Source organism: Paenibacillus mangrovi, from assembly GCF_022898935.1.
In the GTDB taxonomy this organism is placed as follows: domain Bacteria; phylum Bacillota; class Bacilli; order Paenibacillales; family Paenibacillaceae; genus Paenibacillus_AQ; species Paenibacillus_AQ mangrovi.
In genome coordinates this window covers 407,575-428,275 of the sequence record NZ_JALIRP010000002.1, presented here as the reverse complement: position 1 = coordinate 428,275, position 20,701 = coordinate 407,575, and the positions used below count along the sequence as shown (strand labels likewise).

At 52.0% G+C, this 20,701-nt stretch carries 14 protein-coding genes; 13 read left to right on the top strand and 1 reads right to left on the bottom strand.

Going from position 1 to position 20,701, the window contains the following annotated elements; translation table 11 throughout:
• Positions 1-8: 8 nt before the first annotated feature.
• The 10 genes from MUG84_RS06745 (at position 9) to mtaB (ending at position 10,244) form a co-directional block, all read left to right on the top strand.
• Positions 9-1,559 carry a TCP-1/cpn60 chaperonin family protein gene (locus MUG84_RS06745; RefSeq protein WP_244722226.1) on the top strand — a complete coding sequence of 517 codons (1,551 nt, stop codon included), beginning with the start codon at positions 9-11 and terminating at the stop codon, positions 1,557-1,559.
• 61 nt (positions 1,560-1,620) lie between these two features.
• Entirely contained in the window at positions 1,621-2,220 is a 600-nt protein-coding gene (gene grpE, locus MUG84_RS06740; protein ID WP_244722223.1) for a nucleotide exchange factor GrpE, read from the top strand.
• A gap of 50 nt (positions 2,221-2,270) precedes the next feature.
• Entirely contained in the window at positions 2,271-4,118 is a 1,848-nt protein-coding gene (gene dnaK / locus MUG84_RS06735) for a molecular chaperone DnaK (RefSeq protein ID WP_244722221.1), read from the top strand.
• Between the two features lie 111 nt (positions 4,119-4,229).
• Positions 4,230-5,351, top strand: coding sequence for a molecular chaperone DnaJ (dnaJ, locus tag MUG84_RS06730; protein WP_244722219.1), 1,122 nt, complete (start codon positions 4,230-4,232; stop codon positions 5,349-5,351).
• A 215-nt stretch (positions 5,352-5,566) separates the two neighbouring features.
• Positions 5,567-5,938: a hypothetical protein gene (locus MUG84_RS06725; RefSeq protein ID WP_244722216.1), complete on the top strand. Its 372-nt coding sequence runs from the start codon at positions 5,567-5,569 to the stop codon at positions 5,936-5,938.
• Between the two features lie 60 nt (positions 5,939-5,998).
• A complete protein-coding gene (locus MUG84_RS06720; protein ID WP_244722213.1) occupies positions 5,999-6,202 on the top strand; it encodes a YfhD family protein in 204 nt (67 codons plus the stop codon).
• Between the two features lie 185 nt (positions 6,203-6,387).
• Positions 6,388-7,359: a 50S ribosomal protein L11 methyltransferase gene (prmA, locus tag MUG84_RS06715; RefSeq protein WP_244722210.1), complete on the top strand. Its 972-nt coding sequence runs from the start codon at positions 6,388-6,390 to the stop codon at positions 7,357-7,359.
• On the top strand, positions 7,359-8,039 hold the full coding sequence (locus tag MUG84_RS06710) for a site-2 protease family protein (protein ID WP_244722206.1): 681 nt from the start codon (positions 7,359-7,361) through the stop codon (positions 8,037-8,039). Before prmA ends, MUG84_RS06710 begins: the two co-directional genes overlap by 1 nt.
• Positions 8,040-8,136: 97 nt before the next feature.
• Positions 8,137-8,901 (top strand): 16S rRNA (uracil(1498)-N(3))-methyltransferase, encoded by a 765-nt coding sequence (locus MUG84_RS06705; RefSeq protein WP_244722204.1) that lies wholly within the window; start codon positions 8,137-8,139, stop codon positions 8,899-8,901.
• Positions 8,902-8,903: 2 nt separating this feature from the next.
• A complete protein-coding gene (gene mtaB, locus MUG84_RS06700) occupies positions 8,904-10,244 on the top strand; it encodes a tRNA (N(6)-L-threonylcarbamoyladenosine(37)-C(2))-methylthiotransferase MtaB (protein WP_244722202.1) in 1,341 nt (446 codons plus the stop codon).
• A gap of 82 nt (positions 10,245-10,326) precedes the next feature.
• On the opposite strand, the gene MUG84_RS06695 is transcribed toward mtaB, so the two are convergent.
• Entirely contained in the window at positions 10,327-11,301 is a 975-nt protein-coding gene (locus MUG84_RS06695) for a Na/Pi cotransporter family protein (protein WP_244722199.1), read from the bottom strand.
• Between the two features lie 143 nt (positions 11,302-11,444).
• On the opposite strand from MUG84_RS06695, the gene MUG84_RS06690 reads away from it, so the two are divergent.
• The 3 genes from MUG84_RS06690 to addA all read left to right on the top strand — a co-directional run bounded on the left by MUG84_RS06690 (position 11,445) and on the right by addA (position 20,682).
• Positions 11,445-12,818: a class I SAM-dependent rRNA methyltransferase gene (locus tag MUG84_RS06690; protein WP_244723344.1), complete on the top strand. Its 1,374-nt coding sequence runs from the start codon at positions 11,445-11,447 to the stop codon at positions 12,816-12,818.
• Between the two features lie 287 nt (positions 12,819-13,105).
• Entirely contained in the window at positions 13,106-16,615 is a 3,510-nt protein-coding gene (addB, locus tag MUG84_RS06685; RefSeq protein ID WP_244722193.1) for a helicase-exonuclease AddAB subunit AddB, read from the top strand.
• Complete coding sequence (addA, locus tag MUG84_RS06680) at positions 16,573-20,682, top strand: helicase-exonuclease AddAB subunit AddA (protein ID WP_244722191.1); 4,110 nt, start codon at positions 16,573-16,575, stop codon at positions 20,680-20,682. Before addB ends, addA begins: the two co-directional genes overlap by 43 nt.
• Positions 20,683-20,701: the final 19 nt, after the last annotated feature.

Below are 20,701 nucleotides of genomic sequence, written 5' to 3'. Positions count from 1 at the left end.
GAGGACGGATGAGTCAAGGTCAGCAACCGATTCGCGAGGGCGAAGAGCGGTATGCGGCACTGCTCAACAACAGCAATGCCGTCCGGGCCATCACCTCGGCGGTCGAAGGGACGCTCGGTCCCAAAGGGCTCGATGTCATGTTGGTGGGTGACCGCGGAGAAGTGATCATTACGAATGACGGGGTCACGATTCTGGACAAAATGGATGTCAGCCATCCGGCGGCCAGATTACTGATCCAGGTGGCCCGCTCTCAGCAGAAAAAAGTGGGAGACGGGACGACCACGGCGACCGTTCTTGCGGGGGCGCTTGTACAGGAAGGGGTATCTCAGATTGTGAGAGGCGTACCCGCATCCAAGGTCGTCGCAGGGATGCAGCAGGGGATTAAGATGGCTGCCGAATCCCTCAAGGGCAGAGCCAGAGAGATTCAGGATCTGGACGATCCTTTGCTTACGAAGGCCGTTTATGTGGCCGGCCGAGAGCGGGAGGACATTGTTGCTCTTGTTATGGAAGCTGCTTCGGTCATCGGTATCCGCAAGCTGAAAGATCCTTCTTATCTGCTCGCTGATGCGGTTACGGCTCATGAAAAGGGTAATAATGAAGTATTTGAAGGTCTTTTGCTTAGACAAATGCCTTTATATCCTTATGATGCGCCTATTCTTGAAGATACCCGTATTTTGGTCCTGCATGATGCGTTAGAGCCTGAAAGCATGGATGAGGAAGTATTAACGACCGAAGCCGGCTTTGGCCGGTATATGGAGCTGCGGGAACGGTTCAGCCGGGAGCTTCAAGTGCTAGCTGAGCTCGGTGTAGGGCTGATTCTGCTGGAAAAGGGCATTCACCCAGACGCGGAGCAGTTCTGCATGGATCATGGAATCATGGTCATTCCGCGGGTGAGCCGGAAAGATCTGGCACGCGTGAGTTCCATGACCGGCGCTGTTCCGCTGCGTCGGACGGCGTTACATAAAGAACGGGATGCGCTGGGCAGACTGCTCGGCGACTCCCCTAGGGCATGTTATGATGAGGTTTTGGAGCGTGTCCGGATCAGCAGCGGCGGACAAAAGGAGGAACCTTTTGTAACGCTTATCGTTGGGGCCAGTACAGCTGAAGTGGTAGGCGAGTCCGCAAGGATCGCTGCTGATGCGGCTTCGGCGCTTCAAGCTGCCATTTCTGGGGGGATTCTCCCTGGAGGCGGTACTGCCGAGCTCGCCGTTTCTTATGAGCTCGAGCGGCAACGCGAAGCTGTGAAAGGGATGGAGGCTTTCGGCATTGCTGCCGTTGCAGCAGCCCTTCGCAAGCCCATGTCGCAGATCCTTCTAAACGCCGGATATAATCCGCTCGAGAAGATAGAGGAGGCCCGCGCCGCGCAGCTTGCAGAGTGCTGTGACGGCATGGGCGTGGACTGCGACTCCGGCCTTGTGATTCATTACGAGGAGAAAGGTATCGTAGACCCCGCGCTTGTTAAAATTCATGGTCTGCAGACGGCCGGAGAGGTCGCGGCTGCAGTGCTGCGCATTCATAACGTCATTAAAATGAGAAGCGCGCATGGATATGAGGAATGACAACGAAAAGCGCAAGGTTGACACAAAAAGATATAGAGCATATTAAGGAGGTGAAGACATCTTGAAAGAAAACCAAGAGTTTCAAGAGATGGATAACGAAATGAATGAAAACCGCGAGGACGTGGTGGTAGAAAACGATAACCCGGCTGCTCAGCCCGACACCGATGCTTCTTCTACGGAAGAGGGGAATGTGGCGGACAACGCACATTTGCAAAGCGAGGTGCAGCGTCTTCAGGCGCTGGCTGATGACTATCAACAGCGCGCTCTGCGGACCCAAGCGGATTTTGATAACTTCCGCAAACGGACGCAGAAGGAAAAAGAGGATTTTGCCAAATATGCATCGTCCAAGCTGATTACCGAGCTGCTCCCGATTATCGATAATTTCGACCGGGCGATTTCTGCTGCTGGTGACATTGCCGACACGGATTCCTTCGCCAAAGGCGTAGGCATGATCTTCCGTCAGCTCGACGGCGTGCTGAAATCCGAAGGCCTTGAGCCAATGAATGCGGTAGGACAACCTTTTAATCCGGAATTCCATCAAGCGATTATGCAGGTCGAAAGCGATGAGCATGAAGAAGGCATCGTCGTTGAGGAAGTGCAAAAGGGCTACATGCTCAAAGATCGAGTGCTCCGCCCCGCTATGGTTAAAGTCAGCATGTAATTTGATGGCTGTTTAAATATATTTATTTATTCTTAAGGAGGATATTTCTCATGAGTAAAGTTATCGGTATTGACCTTGGAACCACCAACTCCTGCGTAGCCGTAATGGAAGGCGGCGAAGCCGTTGTAATCCCTAACCCGGAAGGCGCGCGTACAACCCCTTCGGTTGTAGGCTTCAAAAAAGACGGCGAGCGCATCGTCGGCGAAACAGCAAAACGTCAGGCTATTACCAACCCGGACCGCACCATCCATTCCATTAAACGTTACATGGGTACGAACCATAAAGAAACCATTGAAGGAAAAGACTATACTCCGCAAGAAATTTCGGCCATGATTCTGCAAAAGCTGAAATCCGATGCTGAAGCATACTTGGGCCAACCGGTTACCCAAGCGGTAATCACCGTTCCGGCCTACTTCAACGACAGCCAGCGTCAAGCGACTAAAGATGCAGGTAAAATCGCCGGCCTTGAAGTTCTTCGTATCGTCAACGAGCCAACAGCAGCAGCCCTGGCTTACGGTCTGGAAAAGTCCGAAGACCAAACGATCCTGGTATATGACCTGGGCGGCGGTACCTTCGACGTATCGATCCTTGAGCTGGGCGACGGCTTCTTCGAAGTAAAAGCAACCAGCGGGGACAACCACCTCGGCGGTGACGACTTTGACCAAGTGATCATCGACTACCTTGTGAACGAATTTAAAAAGGAACAAGGCATTGACCTCAGCAAGGACAAAGCTGCTATTCAGCGTTTGAAAGACGCAGCGGAAAAAGCGAAGAAAGAGCTTTCCGGCATCCTGACAACGACGATTTCCCTGCCATTTATCACTGTGGCAGACGGCGTGCCTCAGCACTTGGAGGTTAACCTGACCCGTGCTAAATTTGAAGAAATCTCTGCTGATCTGGTAGAACGTACACTCGGACCAACTCGTCAAGCATTGAGCGATGCGGGCATGACTCCGAACGATATCCATAAAATCGTTCTGGTCGGCGGTTCTACGCGTATTCCAGCCGTTCAGGAAGCCATTAAAAAGCTGACAGGTAAAGAGCCTCATAAAGGCGTTAACCCGGATGAAGTGGTTGCCCTCGGTGCAGCAGTTCAAGCCGGCGTCCTGACCGGTGACGTAAAAGACGTGGTATTGCTGGACGTAACTCCGCTGTCTCTCGGTATCGAAACCGCTGGCGGCGTGTTCACGAAAATGATCGAGCGCAACACGACGATCCCTACAAGCAAATCGCAAGTTTTCTCGACTTACGCGGATAACCAGCCAAGCGTTGAAATCCACGTGCTCCAAGGCGAACGCCAAATGGCAGCGGGCAACAAAACGCTCGGACGCTTTATGCTCGGAGACATTCCTCCAGCACCGCGCGGCGTACCGCAAATCGAAGTTACTTTTGACATTGATGCCAACGGTATCGTTAACGTGTCTGCAACGGACAAAGGCACCAACAAAACGCAAAAAATTACGATCACTTCTTCCAGCGGTCTGAGCGATGATGAAGTAGAACGCATGATGAAGGATGCCGAGGCTCATGCCGAGGAAGACCGTAATCGTAAAGATCTGGTTGAAGCGAAAAACAACGCTGACCAACTCGTGTACTCCACAGAAAAAACCATCAAAGACCTTGGCGACAAGGCCGATGCGGGCGAAGTGGAAAAAGCGAATGCAGCGAAAGATAAAGTGAAAGCTGCGCTCGAATCCGACGATCTGGAGCAAATCAAAAAAGCAACCGAAGAGCTGACTGAAATCGTGCAACAGCTGTCTGTGAAATTGTATGAGCAAGCGGCTCAGGCTCAGCAAGCTGCAGAAGGCGCTCAAGGCGGCCAGGAAGGCGCGCCTAAAAAAGACAACGTAGTTGACGCTGATTACGAGGTTGTTGACGAGGACAAAAATCAAGGTTAACCTATAGAAAGTTATGTTCAGGAAGGGAAGGTCAAAGCCGGGGCATCCCAGGCTTCGGCTTTCCTTTTTCCATGAGCGGCATACTCTAAAGGAAACAACGGGGGTGGAAGAGTGGCTGATAAGCGTGATTACTATGAGGTACTGGGCGTAGGCAAAGACGCTTCAGATGATGATATTAAAAAGGCATACCGCAAGTTGGCCCGGCAGTATCATCCGGACGTGAACAAAGCGGCTGACGCGGAAACCAAGTTTAAGGAAGTCAAAGAAGCTTATGACGTGCTCAGCGACAGCCAGAAGCGCTCCACTTATGACCAATACGGACATATTGATCCGAACCAGGGCATGGGCGGAGGATTCCAGGGTGCTGATTTCGGCGGCTTTGGCGATATATTTGATATGTTTTTCGGAGGTGGCGGCGGCCGTCGCGATCCAAACGCACCGCAGCGGGGAAATGATCTGCAGTACACCATGACGATCGAATTTAAAGAGGCCGCATTCGGCAAGGAATCGGATATCACCATTCCTCGTACCGATAACTGTGATACCTGCCACGGGTCCGGTGCCAAACCTGGCACGAAGCCACAAACCTGTTCCGTGTGCCACGGCTCCGGCCAGCAGGAAGTGGTTCAAAATACACCGTTTGGCCGTATGGTGAACCGCCGCAGCTGTTCAAACTGTAACGGCACAGGTCAGATTATCAAGGATAAATGTTCAACTTGCCACGGCAGCGGCAAAGTGAAAAAACAGCGCAAGATCCACGTCAAAATTCCTGCCGGTGTAGATGACGGAGCACAACTCCGCATGACCGGTGAGGGAGAAGGCGGCCTTCGCGGCGGTCCTTCGGGCGACTTGTATATCGTAATCCGCGTGAAAGCTCATGATTTCTTTGAGCGCGAAGGCGATGATATCTACTGCGAAGTTCCACTGACTTTTGCTCAGGCAGCTTTGGGTGACGAAATCGAAATTCCTACGCTGACCGAAAAAGTGAAGCTGAAAATTCCTGCCGGAACCCAGACCGGAACATATTTCCGTCTGAGAGGCAAAGGCGTTCCTCACCTGCGCGGATCCGGACAGGGTGACCAGCATGTGAAGGTCGTTGTCGTGACGCCAAGCAAGCTAAGCGAAGAGCAAAAAGACTTGCTGCGTCATTTTGCTTCCCTCGACGGAGAGCAGACGCATGAGCATGAGCAATCCTTTTTTGACCGTATGAAGCGTGCTTTCCGTGGAGATTGATCAAGACGAATAGACTGGCAATATATGAACCGGCCCAACAAGGGCCGGTTTTTTGTCGTTTCAAATGAAGGAACTTTGTACCAATTCTCAAGCAAATGTTGCTATTTCCACATACGTACGCATATTCATTCCGGCTGAAGCAGAATCTAACATCAGGCGAACGAGAGGCCTAATTTTGCATGCACGAGACTAACGATACAAGCAGGTGAACGTACTTGAGTGAAAAAAATATTCTAGCTTACTTTAAAAGCCCGGAGGAAGCCCAAAGTGCGGCCAAAAAGCTACAGGCTCTGCGCATAGTGGACATGTCGATCGACCGCTTCAGCAGATACCCGGGAACCGAACTGTACGGTTCGGGGTTACCTTTTGCCGGAGATATGGTCAACTTGTCTGCCGCAACATATGGAACCTCGATGAGCGGTGAATCCTCTGCCATTATGGCAGCAGCGGATCCGTCGTCCAGCGGAATGAGTGACGGAGGTCAAGGCGAAATAACGGGAAGGGATATTTTGCTGACCATTGTAGTGCAGGAAGATTGCTTTGACAGAGCGATGAAGATCGTTGAAGATGCGGGCGGAATGGCATAAACAGGCGGGGATACCTGCGAGGGCGGCCATCATGTAACAAATGCAGAGAGGGTGCTGAACATGGTAAAGCGTGATAAAAAGGGACGCATTATGACGAAAACGGAAAAAATCAAGGAACTCATGTCCATGAAAAACGAGGATGTGGAATTCTCCGGGGTTTTGGCTGATCATGATGATGTGGAAGCGATCCGCCGCAGTGAAGCCGCCGATGAGCGCCAGCTCCGTCAGATGGAACGCGACCCTTGGAATGTAACAGAAGAATAGTCAGAAGCAGCATGAATGGATGAACAAAACCGTGGTTGACCCTGAGGGCAATCGCGGTTTTTTTGTAACTTTCGTATGACGGCCCAGCTTTTATCAAGAGCTAATTTACTTAAAATTTTGTACTCGGATGCTCATGTATAGTACAATAAAACTTATGCACGATGTTGAGGAGGAAATGAAAAACGATGTTATGGCATGAGATTACAATACATACAACAGAGGAAGCCGTGGAGATGATTTCCAATTTTCTGCATGAAGCGGGTGCAGGCGGCGTATCGATCGAGGAATCCGGTACTTTAAACAAAAAGCGCGACACTTCGTACGGCCAGTGGTATGAGCTGCCGCTGAACGATATACCTGAAGGGCAAGCCGAAATTAAAGGATATTTTTCCGAGGAATCACCTGCTCAGGATATTCTAGAGGAAGTGAAGCAACGAATCGAAGAGCTGCGGACGTTTGATATTGATCCAGGCGAGGTCCGTTATGAATTTAGAACGGTGAACGAGGACGACTGGGCTACAGCCTGGAAGCAGTATTTTAAACCGCTGCGCGTATCCGACCGGTTGACGATCAAACCAACTTGGGAAGAGTATACGCCGGAACATGAGTCGGAAAAAATTATCGAGCTTGACCCGGGCATGGCTTTCGGAACAGGAACCCATCCCACAACTGCTCTTTGCCTGCGTACGTTGGAGAAGGTCGTTAAGGGCGGTGAGGAAATCATTGATGTAGGCACAGGATCGGGCATTTTGGCCATTGGAGCGGTTTTGCTTGGGGCAAAGCATGTGCTTGCACTGGATTTGGATCCAGTGGCAGTATCCAGCGCCCGTGAGAACGCGAGCCTGAATCAAATGGATCAGAGAATTACCGTTAAGGAAAGCGACCTGCTGGGTCTTCTGAATGGCAGCGGTGGAGAGAATCTGGGGATTACGCTGCCGGTCAATATCATTGTGGCCAATATCCTAGCCGAGATTATTTTGCTGTTTATAGATGATGTGTATCAGGCACTAGAGCCGGGCGGCGTCTACATTGCGTCTGGTATATATAAAAATAAAGTAGAAATCGTACAGCAGGCACTTGAGGATTCCGGTTTTGACATAGAGGATGTATGCCGTGATGAGGACTGGGTCGCATTTGTAGCTAGAAAGAGGTCATAATGGATTTTCTGAACAGCATACTCAGAGTGCCGCTGGAACAGCTCCCCTTCTATTTGCTGGTGCTGATCATTGCGTTTACAGTGCACGAGTTTTCACACGCTTATTTTGCTTATAAGTTCGGCGATCCGACCGCTAAGCTGCTGGGCCGGGTCACGCTAAACCCTGCGGTCCATTTCGATCTGCTCGGGATCATTTTGCTGCTGATTGCAGGCTTTGGCTGGGCTAGACCAGTGCCAGTTAACCGCGATAACTTCAAAAATCCGAGGCTGATGGGTGTCGTCGTTTCTGCAGCCGGACCGCTCAGCAACTTTTTCCTGGCTGTGATTGGAACCTTTATCTATGCGCTCTTGATCAGCACGGGAGCACTGGCTTCCATATCGAACCAAAAATTGCTGGAAGCAATAGTAATGTTCTTTTCGCTGTTCGGCGTGATGAACTTCTTCCTGTTTTTGTTTAACCTGATCCCGCTGCCGCCTTTGGACGGATATCGGATCGTGGAGGATTTGGTTCCCCGCCGGGTTAGAGCCAAGTTCCAGCAAGTTGAGCAGTGGTCGGTATTTATTTTCCTGTTGATTTTGTTCATTCCGCCGCTGCAGCGGTATACGATTACTCCTCTGTACACATTGGCCCAAAACTTATATGTTCATTTCATGCAGGTCTTTTTGCATATTTTGTCATAGTCTTGGGTTATACAAAGGATAAAACATGTACTGGTCATAGCCGGGTCAAATGTTGTATGATGAAGCTTGTGATTTTTAATATAGGAAGTTGATGAGAATGCAGCGATATTTCGTATCGCCAGAGCAGTTCAAAGAAAATACAGTAGAACTTTCCGGTGAGGATGCACGTCATATTTCGAAGGTCATGCGCGGCAAAAACGGCGATAAGCTCATTGTCAGCGACGGGATTTCCCGGGAAGCGCTTGTGGCGATCACAGCCATCGAGTCGGGTGTTGTTACCACCGTTATCCTTGAGCAGCTGGAAATGACGCATGAGCCCGCTGTGAAGGTGACGGTTGCCCAGAGCTTGCCCAAAGGAGACAAGATGGAAACCGTGATTCAGAAGTGTACGGAAATCGGTGCAGTTTCCTTTGTTCCTTTCATCTCGGAGCGGACGATCGTCCAGTACGATGCCAAGAAGGAATCGAAGCGGCTTGAGCGCTGGAACAAAATTGCCAAAGAAGCAGCCGAGCAGAGTCATCGGAATACCGTTCCTGTCGTTTCGGCGCCGCTCTCTTGGAAGCAGTTATTGCCGACGTTTCAGAATTATGATGCGGTTTATTTTTGCTATGAAAAAGAAGAGGGTTTTCAGCTGCGTGATGCGCTGAGGCCGTTCATGCAGGCTTTGCCGATAGACCATGCGCCGGGTGTTCTGCTCCTTGTGGGTCCCGAAGGCGGATTCAGTGAAGAAGAATGCCGGCAGGCAGAGGAAGCTGGAGCCGTGAGCGTCGGGCTCGGCAGGCGGATCCTGCGCTGTGAAACAGCGGGAATGGTTGCCCTTGCATGCATACTTTATGAATCCGGAGAAATGGGGGGAGTTTGAAAATGCCATCCGTTGCATTTTATACACTAGGCTGTAAAGTGAATTTTTACGATACCGAAGCCATCTGGCAGCTGTTCAAAAAAGAAGGCTATGAGCAGGTGGATTTCGAACAGACCGCAGATGTTTATTTGATTAATACATGTACCGTTACGAATACAGGGGATAAAAAGAGCCGTCAGATTATCCGCCGTGCCGTACGCCGCAATCCGGAAGCGATTATCGCGGTTACCGGATGCTATGCACAGACGTCTCCGGCCGAAATCATGGACATTCCTGGCGTAGACCTCGTCATCGGTAACCAGGACCGGGACAAAATCATTCCTTTTGTCAATGAAATCCGCGAGAAACGCGAGCCGATTAACGCCGTGCGCAACATCATGAAAAATCGCGTGTTTGAGGAAATGGACGTACCGGATTTCGCGGACCGTACCCGCGCTTTCCTGAAAATCCAGGACGGCTGCAACAACTTCTGCACCTTCTGCATTATTCCATGGTCCCGTGGATTGTCCCGCAGCCGTGATCCGAAAAGCATCGTGACCCAGGCTCATCAGCTTGTGGAAGCAGGCTATAAAGAAATCGTCCTTACAGGTATCCATACCGGCGGTTACGGTGACGATCTGGAAAACTACCGTTTATCGGATTTGCTATGGGATTTGGACAAGGTAGATGGCTTGGAGCGGATTCGCATCAGCTCTATTGAAGCCAGCCAGATTGACGAGAAAATGCTGGATGTGCTGAACCGCTCGTCTAAAATGTGCCGCCATCTGCATATTCCGCTGCAGGCGGGAGATGACACCGTTCTAAAACGGATGCGCCGCAAATATACCACCGAGGAATTCTATAGCAAAATGCAGCTGATCCGTCAGGCTATGCCTGATGTGGGCATTACGACAGATGTGATCGTTGGCTTCCCGGGTGAAACGGATGAAATGTTCCGTAACGGCTACGAGCTGATGAAGGCGATCAATTTCTCCGAAATGCACGTCTTCCCGTATTCCCAGCGGAACGGTACACCAGCTTCGCGGATGCAGGATCAGATTGACGAAGAGATCAAACATGCCCGCGTGCGTGAACTGATTAGCCTCTCTGAGCAAATGCAGCTCGCTTATGCGGAGAAATTCGTTGGTCAGGTGCTGGACGTCATTCCGGAGGGTACCTCCAAAGGAACTCACGGTCCAGGCAAAATGCACGGCTTCAGCGACAACTATCTTCAGCTTATATTTGAAGGTTCCGAAGATCTTCAAGGCCAGCTCTGTCGCGTGAAATTGACCAAGGCAGGGGTAAACGAATGCGAGGGACAGCTTGTCCGTGTCCTTGACGGCACTTCAGGTGCAGCGGTTTAAATATAAGAAGTGATGGAAACAAGGATTTCATTTCCTGTGCAAACATGGAGGTGAAATCCTTGTTGCAATATAAATTCGGATATCATTGCCCCTGGCCGGTTCTTTTCCAGATCGGGAGGTAGCATATCGGCAGCGCCAAGAGGGAACAGATGATATTAAACAGGGTCTGGGCATGAGCGATTTGGGACCCGCTGTCTGTGGAAAAGGATGCAGACATCCACTCCAGCTGGGGGATAAACGGCATAAACAGAAGCGCGCCCCCCACGTTCAGTACGACATGCGTCCAGGCTACAAACTGGCCGGATTTCGTACTGCCGATGGCGGCGATTAATGCTGTAACGCAAGTGCCAACATTGGCACCAAGTACGATTGCAATGCCGATTCCTACCGGCAGCGTTCCCATGGCGGCAAGCGCGATGGCAAGGCCGATAACGGCGGCACTACTGTGCATCAGCGCGGTCAGTGCCGCTCCGGCTGCAACGCCCCACCATACGTTATGGGTGGCTTGTTCGATAAACCATCCGAACAGTCTTGTGTTTTCCAGCGCTGGACCGATCATTTGCATGACCCGGATGCCGAGCATAACCATGGCAAATCCTGCTGCGGCGAGAGCTATCAGTTGAACCGGCTTAAACAGTTGCGAACCCTTCCGCATGGAAAAAAGCTTGTATTCGTCAGCAATCACGGATAGAGCCCACATCATAATCGATATGCCCAGCATGGGCAATGCAATCTGGCTGATTTGCAGTCCGATAAGCTCAGTGGTGATGCAGGTACCGATATTGCTGCCAAGAATGATGCCGAGTGTACGCTCATAGGTGAGGAGTCCGGCATTGACGAGGCCCATAGTCAGGACCGTAACAGCCGTGCTGCTTTGAAGTACCGCTGTTACGCCCGTACTGAACAGCATCCCTTTAAGCGGGGAAGAGGTCGCTTTTCGCAGTAAGGATGAGAGTAGAGGGCCAGCCCAGCGGCCCAGCGCCGTTTCCATTACCTTCATGCCCGCGAGGAAAATGACCAGCCCGTAGATGACGGGAAAAATAATGGTATTAAACATGGGAAAGTTTCTCCTTTGATGAGTTCTTGTCCATGTATTACGTATATGTCGCTACCGGGACAACCATGACTTTGGTAAACTGGCAGCGGAGATTTCAAAGTTGAATGAATTAAAGAAATAGCACATGAGTAGGAGTGGACATGTTGGCATCCGTCGTTCTTCAGAAAAGCCGCAAAAAGCGGCTGGAGCAGGGTCATCCCTGGATTTATAAAAATGAAATCGAAACGGTAGAGGGCAATCCTCAGCCGGGAGATCTCATCCATGTGACGAACCATCAAGGGCGTTCCCTGGCAACGGGTTATTACAATCCGGCATCGCAGATCACGGTCCGTGCGGTCTCTTACCGCGAAATAGAACGCATGGATCAGGCATTTTTCGAAGATCGTTTCCGCAGCTGTCTCAATCACCGGGAACGTTTCCTCAAGGAAGGAAATGCCTATCGTCTTGTGTATGGCGAAGCTGATTTTCTTCCCGGGCTGATTGTGGACCGGTTTGACGATGTACTGGTCATTCAGCTGCTTACACTTGGGATGGATATCCGCCGCAAAGAAATCGTGAACGCTCTTGTGGAAGTGATGAACCCGAAAGGCATCTATGAGCGAAGTGATGTTCCAGTACGCGAGCTTGAAGGATTAGAGCAGACTAAAGGGCCGGTATACGGGGAATGCCCAAGATATGTTACGGTTCTGGAGAATGGCCTTTTGGTGCGCGTGGATATCGAAGAAGGCCAGAAGACCGGGTACTTCTTTGACCAGAGGGAGAATCGGGCATCCATTGAACCGCTGATGACCGGTTGGGGCGAACGCAGCGGCATCACGGTGCAGGAAGTCGAAGAGGATGGACAAACCCTGCTACGTCCAGTAAATAAAAGCGGCAAAGTCGTTACGTTTCCGTACTGGGACGGAGCGACGGTGCTCGAATGCTTTTCACATACGGGAAGCTTTACACTTCATGCCTGCAAATACGGCGCCAAAAAAGTGACTTGTCTCGATATTTCGCAGCATGCGATTGACAGCGCACGGGAGAATGTGGAGCTGAACGGCTTTGCCGATCGGGTTGAATTCGTGGTGGATGATGCATTCCAATATCTGCGTTCACAGGTTAAGGGGCTTGAGGAAAGACAGAAACGTTCCGCCGGCTCTTCGGACAAGGTGGATACCTCACAGAAAATGATCGCAGGCGGCGGCAGAACCTGGGACGTGGTCATTCTAGACCCGCCGGCGTTTGCCAAGACCAAAAGCGCTGTGAAGGGAGCCTGCAGAGGCTACAAGGATATCAACCTGCACGGCATGAAGCTGGTAAACGAAGGCGGATATCTGGTTACAGCCAGCTGTTCGTATCATATGCGCCCGGACTTGTTCCTGGAGACGATCCAGGAGGCGGCTGCGGACGCCGGCAAAATCCTGCGCCTGATCGAATGGCGCGCCGCAGGCAAGGATCACCCACAAATTCTCGGGGTGGACGAAGGACATTATCTAAAATTCGCGATCTTCGAAGTAAGAAGCAGAAACTTCTAAGAATGGCTGGGCAGTTATTAAGGTGCGAAATGGGACCTTGATAGCTGCCCTTTCTTTTTAGTTGTCTTTTCTGAACACCAATCATTACCGTTAAACGATTCTGAATGATTAATGTTAAAATAGTGTGAGCTTTAAATTTGATAGATTCAGAGTATAAAGGTCAGGTCGTGAACAAACATACGTTCTGTTCTCTTGCTGATATGATATACTGGATGAGATGTTTACGAATTGTTTACGGAAGCAATGATCCATTTTCATAGATTACATAGATTTGAAGGAGGAGCATCATGGCGGTTCATTTTCTTATAGGACGTTCCGGAAGCGGAAAAACGACAACCATTCTTGAAGATATATCTGCCCGGCTGGAGAAGGCGCCGCAGGGAAAAGCGATGATCCTGCTGGTTCCAGAGCAAGGATCGTTTCAGGCAGAGCATGGGCTGGTCACAACAGGACGGATTAAAGGCAGCGTAAGGGCGCAGGTGCTGAGCTTCCGCCGTCTGGCATACCGCGTCATGCAGGAAACCGGGGGTACAGCCCGTGTAGGAATCAGCGATGATGGTAAGAAGATGCTGCTGTACAAAATCATTCAGCACCGCAAGGATGAGCTGAAGCTGTTCGGGGCCTCGGGCGAGCAGCTGGGGTTTGTCGGGCGTCTGGGAGACGTGTATACCGAAATGAAGCGGTATTGCATCGATTCCTCCACCGTGAAGCAGGTTCTGGATCAGATGGTGGCCGCCTCTGCAGCTACCCCGATTCTCCGCAGCAAGCTCGAGGATTTGTGGACGGTGTATAAGGATTTTGAGCAGGAAATGTCCCCGCTCTATATCGATGAGGAAGACAATTTAATCCGGCTGACCGAGGCGGTAAAAGATTCGTCCTATTTGCTGGGGGCGGACATCTGGATTGACGGCTTCCACGGGTTTACCCCGCAGGAGCTTCAGGTCGTGGGCCAGCTGATGCTGCATGCGGCTTCCGTCACGGTATCGCTGACACTGGACAAGCCGTACGATGGCCTTCGGATGCCACATGAACTGGATCTGTTCCATCCGACGGCAACGACCTACGTCAAGCTGAGAGGAATGGCAGAGGAGCTTGGACTGGAAGTACGTGATACCTTGCTTGCCCCATCGGTGCTGCCACGCTTTCAAGAGAGCCCGCTCCTGGCGCATCTGGAGCGAGGATATGACCGTAGGCTGCGGTATCAAGGATCGGAGGCTGTAGGAAACGGTATTTCCATTCATTCCGCATCCAGCCGCCGCGCTGAAGTCGAAGGAGCGCTGCGGGAGATGCTGCGGCTTGCGCGTGAAGAGGGCGTCCGTTTCCGCGAAATGGCTGTTTTTGTGCGGAATCTTGGGGAATATGAACATCTAGTCATGCCGCTGTTCCAAGATTATGGCGTCCCGCTGTTCCTGGACCAGAAAAGGAGTGAGCTTCACCATCCGCTGGTCGAATTTCTACGTGCAGCACTGGATGTCATCCGCCGCTTTTGGAGACATGAGGATGTATTCCGGTGCGTGAAAACCGATCTGCTGCTTCCGCCAGGCGGCTCACTGACACGTGAGGATATGGACCGTCTGGAAAACTATGCGCTTGCGAGCGGAATCCAGGGCTATCGCTGGACCGCTAAACGTCCGTGGAAGGGCATTCCGAGTCTATCCTTGGAAGAAGGGGGTTCCCCGCAGCGAAAGAACGGTGAGGAGCTTCTCGCGCTAATGGAGCGCTGCCGAGATGCTGTGACCGGTCCGCTTTCGGCTTTTGACAAACGGATCAAGCGTTCCAAGACAGCCCGTGAGATGAGTACGGCGGTATTCGGACTGCTCGAGGACGCCGGCATCCCTCAGAAGCTGGATATGTGGAACCGCGAAGCGCTGCAGAATGGCCGTCCTGAGGCCGCCAGAGAGCATAGGCAGCTGTGGGGCGAGGTGCTGAATCTGCTGGACCAGATTGTTGAGATGATGGGTACGGAGAAAATGACGTTTGACTTGTTTGCCGGTATTCTGGAAACCGGCCTCAGTGAGCTGAAATTGGGTCTGGTGCCACCCTCGCTGGATCAGGTGCTTGTCGGAACGATGGACCGTACACGGACGGGCGGCATCAAGTATGCGTTTTTGCTGGGGGTTAATGACGGGGTCATCCCCGCGGTATATCAAGAGGACGGCATAATTACCGAGCAGGAGCGGTCGGTGCTTGCGGATACGGGCATGGAGCTAGCTCCGGGAATATCGCGTAAACTGCTGGATGAACGCTTCCTGATCTATAACGCGCTTACGTCTGCGAGCCGGCATGTCTGGATCAGCTATCCTTCGGCTGACGACGAAGGCAAGGAATTGCTGCCTTCAGAAGTGATTAGACATTTAACTAGAATGTTCCCGGGTCTTCGGGATCAGTCTCTGTCGGCACAGCCTGAAGCTGATCATACAGCCGGAGAGCATGAAAAATATATTGAACATCCCCGCCAGACACTCAGCCATCTCATTGTTCAGCTTCGAAGATGGAGACAGGGCGCGAAGATGCCGGAGCTATGGTGGAACGTGTACAACTGGTATTTGCAGGATTCACGTTGGCGCAGTCAACTGGATATGCTGCTGCGCTCCCTGTTTTACCGGAACGAAACGATGACGCTGAAGGCAGATACAAGCCGTAGGTTGTACGGCAGTAAGGTCCGTACCAGCGTTTCGCGGATGGAGAGATTCGTAGCTTGTCCGTTCTCCCATTTCGCGTCCCATGGCCTGAAGCTGAAGGAACGCCAGCTGTATCGGCTGAAAGCGCCGGATATCGGGCAGCTTTTCCATGCGGCTCTCAGCGAAATGGCTGCCAAACTCAAGGAGCAGCACCGCAGCTGGGGAAGTCTGTCGGCAGAGGAATGCCGCAGGGAAGCAGAGATGACAGTCGAACGTCTGGCTCCAATGCTTCAGGGCGAAATCCTGCTCAGCTCCAAGCGTTACGGGTATATTTCCCGAAAGCTGAAAAGCATCGTCGGAAGAGCCTCCGTTATATTAGGGGAACATGCTCGGCGCGGAAGCTTTGAGCCGGTTGGGCTGGAGCTGGATTTTGGACCAGGAAAACCGCTGCCTCCACTGACCTTTGAACTGGAAAACGGCGCGGTCATGGAGGTTGTCGGGCGGATCGACCGGGTGGATATGGCGCAGGGGGAAGACGGTCTTCTGCTGCGCGTGATCGACTATAAATCCGGACAAAAGGATCTGAGGCTTCATGAAGTGTATTACGGTCTGGCTCTGCAAATGCTGACCTACTTGGACGTACTTCTGACCTATTCCGAGCAGTGGCTTGGCAGCAAGGCGCTCCCGGCAGGAACGCTGTATTTCCATGTGCATGATCCGATTCTGCAGTCAGCGAACGGCATGACGATGGATCAGGCTGCAGAAGAGCTGCTCAAACGCTTCAAAATGAAAGGACTGCTGATGGCAGACCGTGATGTCGTCTCCAAAATGGACACGTCGCTGGACAAAGGACATTCATCCATCCTGCCCGTGGCCGTCAAAGCAGACGGCAGCTTCTATAGCAGTGCATCGGTGGCAAGCCCAGAGCAGTGGGATTATCTGCTGAGCTCCGTCCGGAGCAGCATCGAGAACATTGGAACACGCATTACCGAAGGGGACGTGCGGATCGAGCCGTACCGGATTCAGCAGGAGACGGCCTGCACTTTCTGTCCGTTCAAGCCGGTATGCCAGTTTGATGAGGCCGTCGAGGGCAACCACTACAATCTGCTGGGCAAGCCGGATAAATCGCAAGTATGGGAACTGCTGTCCCAGAGCAAAGGAGGAGAAACATCTTGAGCCTAATACCGAAACCTGAAGGCTGCAAATGGAGTGATGACCAGTGGAAGGCCATTTCCGAAACCGGTGATCACATTCTCGTTGCGGCCGCAGCCGGATCGGGCAAGACGGCTGTGCTTGTGGAACGGATTATCCGCAAAATAATTGATACGGAGCAGGGATTTAGCGTGGACCGTCTGCTCGTTGCAACCTTTACCAAAGCGGCAGCATCCGAAATGCGGGACCGGATCAGGGAAGCATTGGACCAGGAGCTTGAAAAGGACCCGGAGAATGTCCATTTGCGCCGCCAGCTGTCTCTGCTAGGACGTGCCTCGATTACCACACTGCATTCCTTCTGCCTTGAAGTCATTCGGCGCTACTATCAGATGATCCCGCTTGACCCGAATTTCCGGATCATTAACGAAAACGAAGCAGAGCTACTTCGGCAGGAAATCTTGGAAGAGATGTTTGAGGAGAAGTATGGACTGGAAGGGGAAGGCAGCGACTTCATCAGGCTCGTGGACTGGTTCAGCGGAGAGCGAACCGATGACGCCATGCATCTTCTAGTTCAAAGGCTGTATGATTTTTCACGAAGCCATGCTTGGCCGGATCAATGGTTAAGGGATACAGCCGGAGCCTTTGCTGTCAGTGATACGTCGAGTCTTGGACAAACCGCATGGGTACAGAGTATTCTGCAGGATGCGCGCCTTGCCTTGGCTGGAGCGGAAGGGCTTCTTAAGCAAGCTCACAGCCTTGCGATGGTACCGGGGGGGCCGGGTGCATACGTGGATAACCTGATCGCGGATCTCGAGATGATTCACACGTTGCAGGATGCCATGGAGCATCGTTCCTGGGAAGACCTTTATGATGTTTTCCAGGGCATTTCTTTCGGGAAATTAAAGAGTGTACGCAAGGACGAGACTGATCCACAGCTGCAGGAGCGTGTCAAGGAGCTTCGTGAGGCCGTGAAAAAAACGGCCGCCGATCTTCGCGGCGCCTTGTTCGGACGTTCTGCCGAGGCTTTTCTTGCCGAGCTGAACGAGGCTGCCCCCCTCATGAGAGAGTTGGCAGAGCTTGTGATCGAGTTCGGAGAACGATATGAGATGGAAAAGCGCAAAAGAGGAGCGGTGGATTTCAGCGATCTGGAGCATTACTGCCTGCGGATTCTGCTTCACAGCGATTCGACGCCAGAACATCCGATGCCTTCCGATGCAGCAGTGGAATACCGCGAACAATTCGATGAGGTGCTGCTGGATGAATACCAGGATACCAACAGCGTCCAGGAAACGATCGTTAATCTGATCTCTAGGGATCAGCCCGGCAACCGTTTTATGGTTGGCGACGTGAAGCAGAGCATATACCGGTTCCGTCTGGCGGAACCGGGGCTTTTTCTGGATAAATACCGCAGATATGACAGCGATGGAGGGAACGGAATCCGCATCGACCTCGCACGGAATTTCCGCAGCCGGATGGAAGTGGTGGATGCGGTCAATGTGATTTTTCGCCAAATCATGAATGAAACGGTTGCCGAGATCAGCTACGATGAACGCGCTGAACTTGTATACGGGGCGTCCTTTCCAGGCTCGGAGCTTCAAGAGGAAAGTAGCAAATCCAATCCATATGTACCCGAGCTTATTCTGATTGACCGTGCCAGTAATGGAGCCTCTGCCGAGGAAGAAACCCGCGATGGAGAAAGTGACGGCGATGGTCTCTTGCAGGAAAGCGAGATCCTAGAGATGGAGACGGCACAGCTCGAGGCCAGAGCCATTGCCAAAAAGATCCGTCATATGATGGGGGATACCGCTGCTAAACCGCTCTTGGTGTACGACAAGGTACTCAAAGAAATGCGGCCAGTGCAGTTCGGGGATATGGTAATTCTTCTTCGCTCCGCCTATATCTGGGGCCCGCTCATTATGGAGGAGCTGAAGCAGCTCGGCATTCCGGCCGATGGGGAGCAAGCGCGCGGCTATTTTCAGGCCACGGAAGTGGAAATCATGCTGTCCCTTCTGCAGATTATTGACAATCCGCAGCAGGATATTCCGCTGGCAGGCGTACTCCGCTCACCAATTGTAGGTTTGTCGGAAGAGGAATTGGCGCAGATCCGCTTAGTGCAAAACGGCTCCTTTTACGATGCGCTTATCGCGTCGGTACGGCTGGGAAATGAGGAGCAGGATGAGGCTGTGAAGGAATGGGAACAGGCTGAATCTGAAGCGGCGGTTGCCTTGGAGATGCCGCTTCCTGACCGAGTAGAGTGTAATACAGGCATTCTAGAATTGCCTGCCGTACCTGTATTAGATACAGACCACGGCATTCCGCTGAAACTGAAATATAAGATCACTGATTTTGTGAAGCAACTGCAAAGCTGGCGTGATGCATCCCGCCAGGAAAGCCTGGGCGACCTCATATGGCGCGTTTATAGGGAAACGGGGTATCTCGACTGGGTTTGTGGCCTACCGGGTGGCGCCGAGCGTCAGAGCAATCTGAAAGCTCTGTACGACCGGGCAGTCCAGTTTGAACAAACGACAGCGTCCAGAGGGCTCTTCCGTTTCCTAACGTTCATATCAAGGCTTCGCGACCGGGGCGGCGATTTAGGCGGCGCCAGCAGTACGGAGCATCGGGACAATGCGGTACGGATCATGACGATTCATAAAAGCAAAGGGCTGGAATTCCCGGTTGTATTTTTGGCCGGGATGTCCAAGACTTTCAATCAACAGGATTTGAATGCTTCATTCCTGATGCATAAAGAGCTTGGATTTGGACCGAAATTTGTGGACGAAGAGAAGCGGGTAAGTTACCCGACCCTTCCGAATCTTGCCATACGGCGCAGATCGCAGCTGGAACTTCTAGCTGAGGAGATGAGGGTGCTTTATGTAGGCCTGACGCGGCCGAAGGAGAAACTTTTTCTAATCGGCACGGTCAAGGATTTGAATAAGAAGGTGTCCTCCTGGGCCCAGGTGCAGGAAGAGCCTGAATATATGCTTCCGGATTATCTGCTCGCCAGAGGGCGCAGCTATATCGACTGGGTAGGACCGGCATTGATCCGTCATCCCGGCGCTGCCAAACTGTGCGAAATGATGGACCTGGGGTCCACTGTTTCTCCAGTTCTTTCCTCCGATCCGTCGGAATGGAAAGTATCCGTACTGCCCGCAGAGGAGCTTACGCTAGCTGCCCTTGGCGGCTGGGAGGAGGAAGAGGAATCTTCGCCTGAAAGGAAAAATCGCCTTCAAGCCTTAATGAAGCGGCAGCCCATTAATGTGGATCCCGAGGAAAGCTTGCTGGATCAGTCTGAGATCGGTTCCCGTCTGAACTGGCAGTACCCTTATGAATCGGCGTCAAGGTTGGCCGCCAAAACCTCCGTTACGGAGATGAAGAAGCTGCTCACTCTGCAGGATCAGCCATCCGGGAACTGGATCGAGGAAGACCAGCTTCGTAGGTTAATAACTGACAGCAACCGGAATTCGGCTTTTACACTTCCGCTTCTGCGGCCGAAATTTATGGAGCAGAAAACCTTAACCCCTACGGAGCGCGGTACCGTGTATCACACGTTGATGCAGCACATCCCGTTGGGTCAGGGGAAAGTAACTGTAGAGACCGTTCAGGACACGGTGCAGCGTTTGGTAGAGCGCGAGCTGCTGACTCTTGAGCAGGCGGAAATCATCCGTCCTGATGAAGTGGGGATGTTTTTCACGACAGAAGTCGGTGAAAGATTGCAGTCCGCTGAATGGACGGCCCGTGAAATGCCCTTCAGCTATGGTTTAACCGCAGAGGAAGCTCATAGTGGGCTGTTATCGCGACAAACAGGTTTGTATGAGAAGGAACCGGATTTATTTGAGGTATCGGCCCTTAGTGGAGAAACGGTACTGATTCAAGGCGTAGTCGATTGTCTTTACCGTGATGAAGGGCGGCTTATTCTCTTGGATTACAAAACAGACAGAGTACTGGAGCACCGCGGCGGAATCGATGCGCTTGCGGAGCAATACCGATTCCAGCTGAAGCTGTACACCAGAGCATTGGAAGAGATTTTGCATGAAGAGATCAGTGAGAAATGGCTGTACTTCTTTGATGGGGGACATGCCGTCCGTTTATAAGGAAAAGCTGCGAAATTGA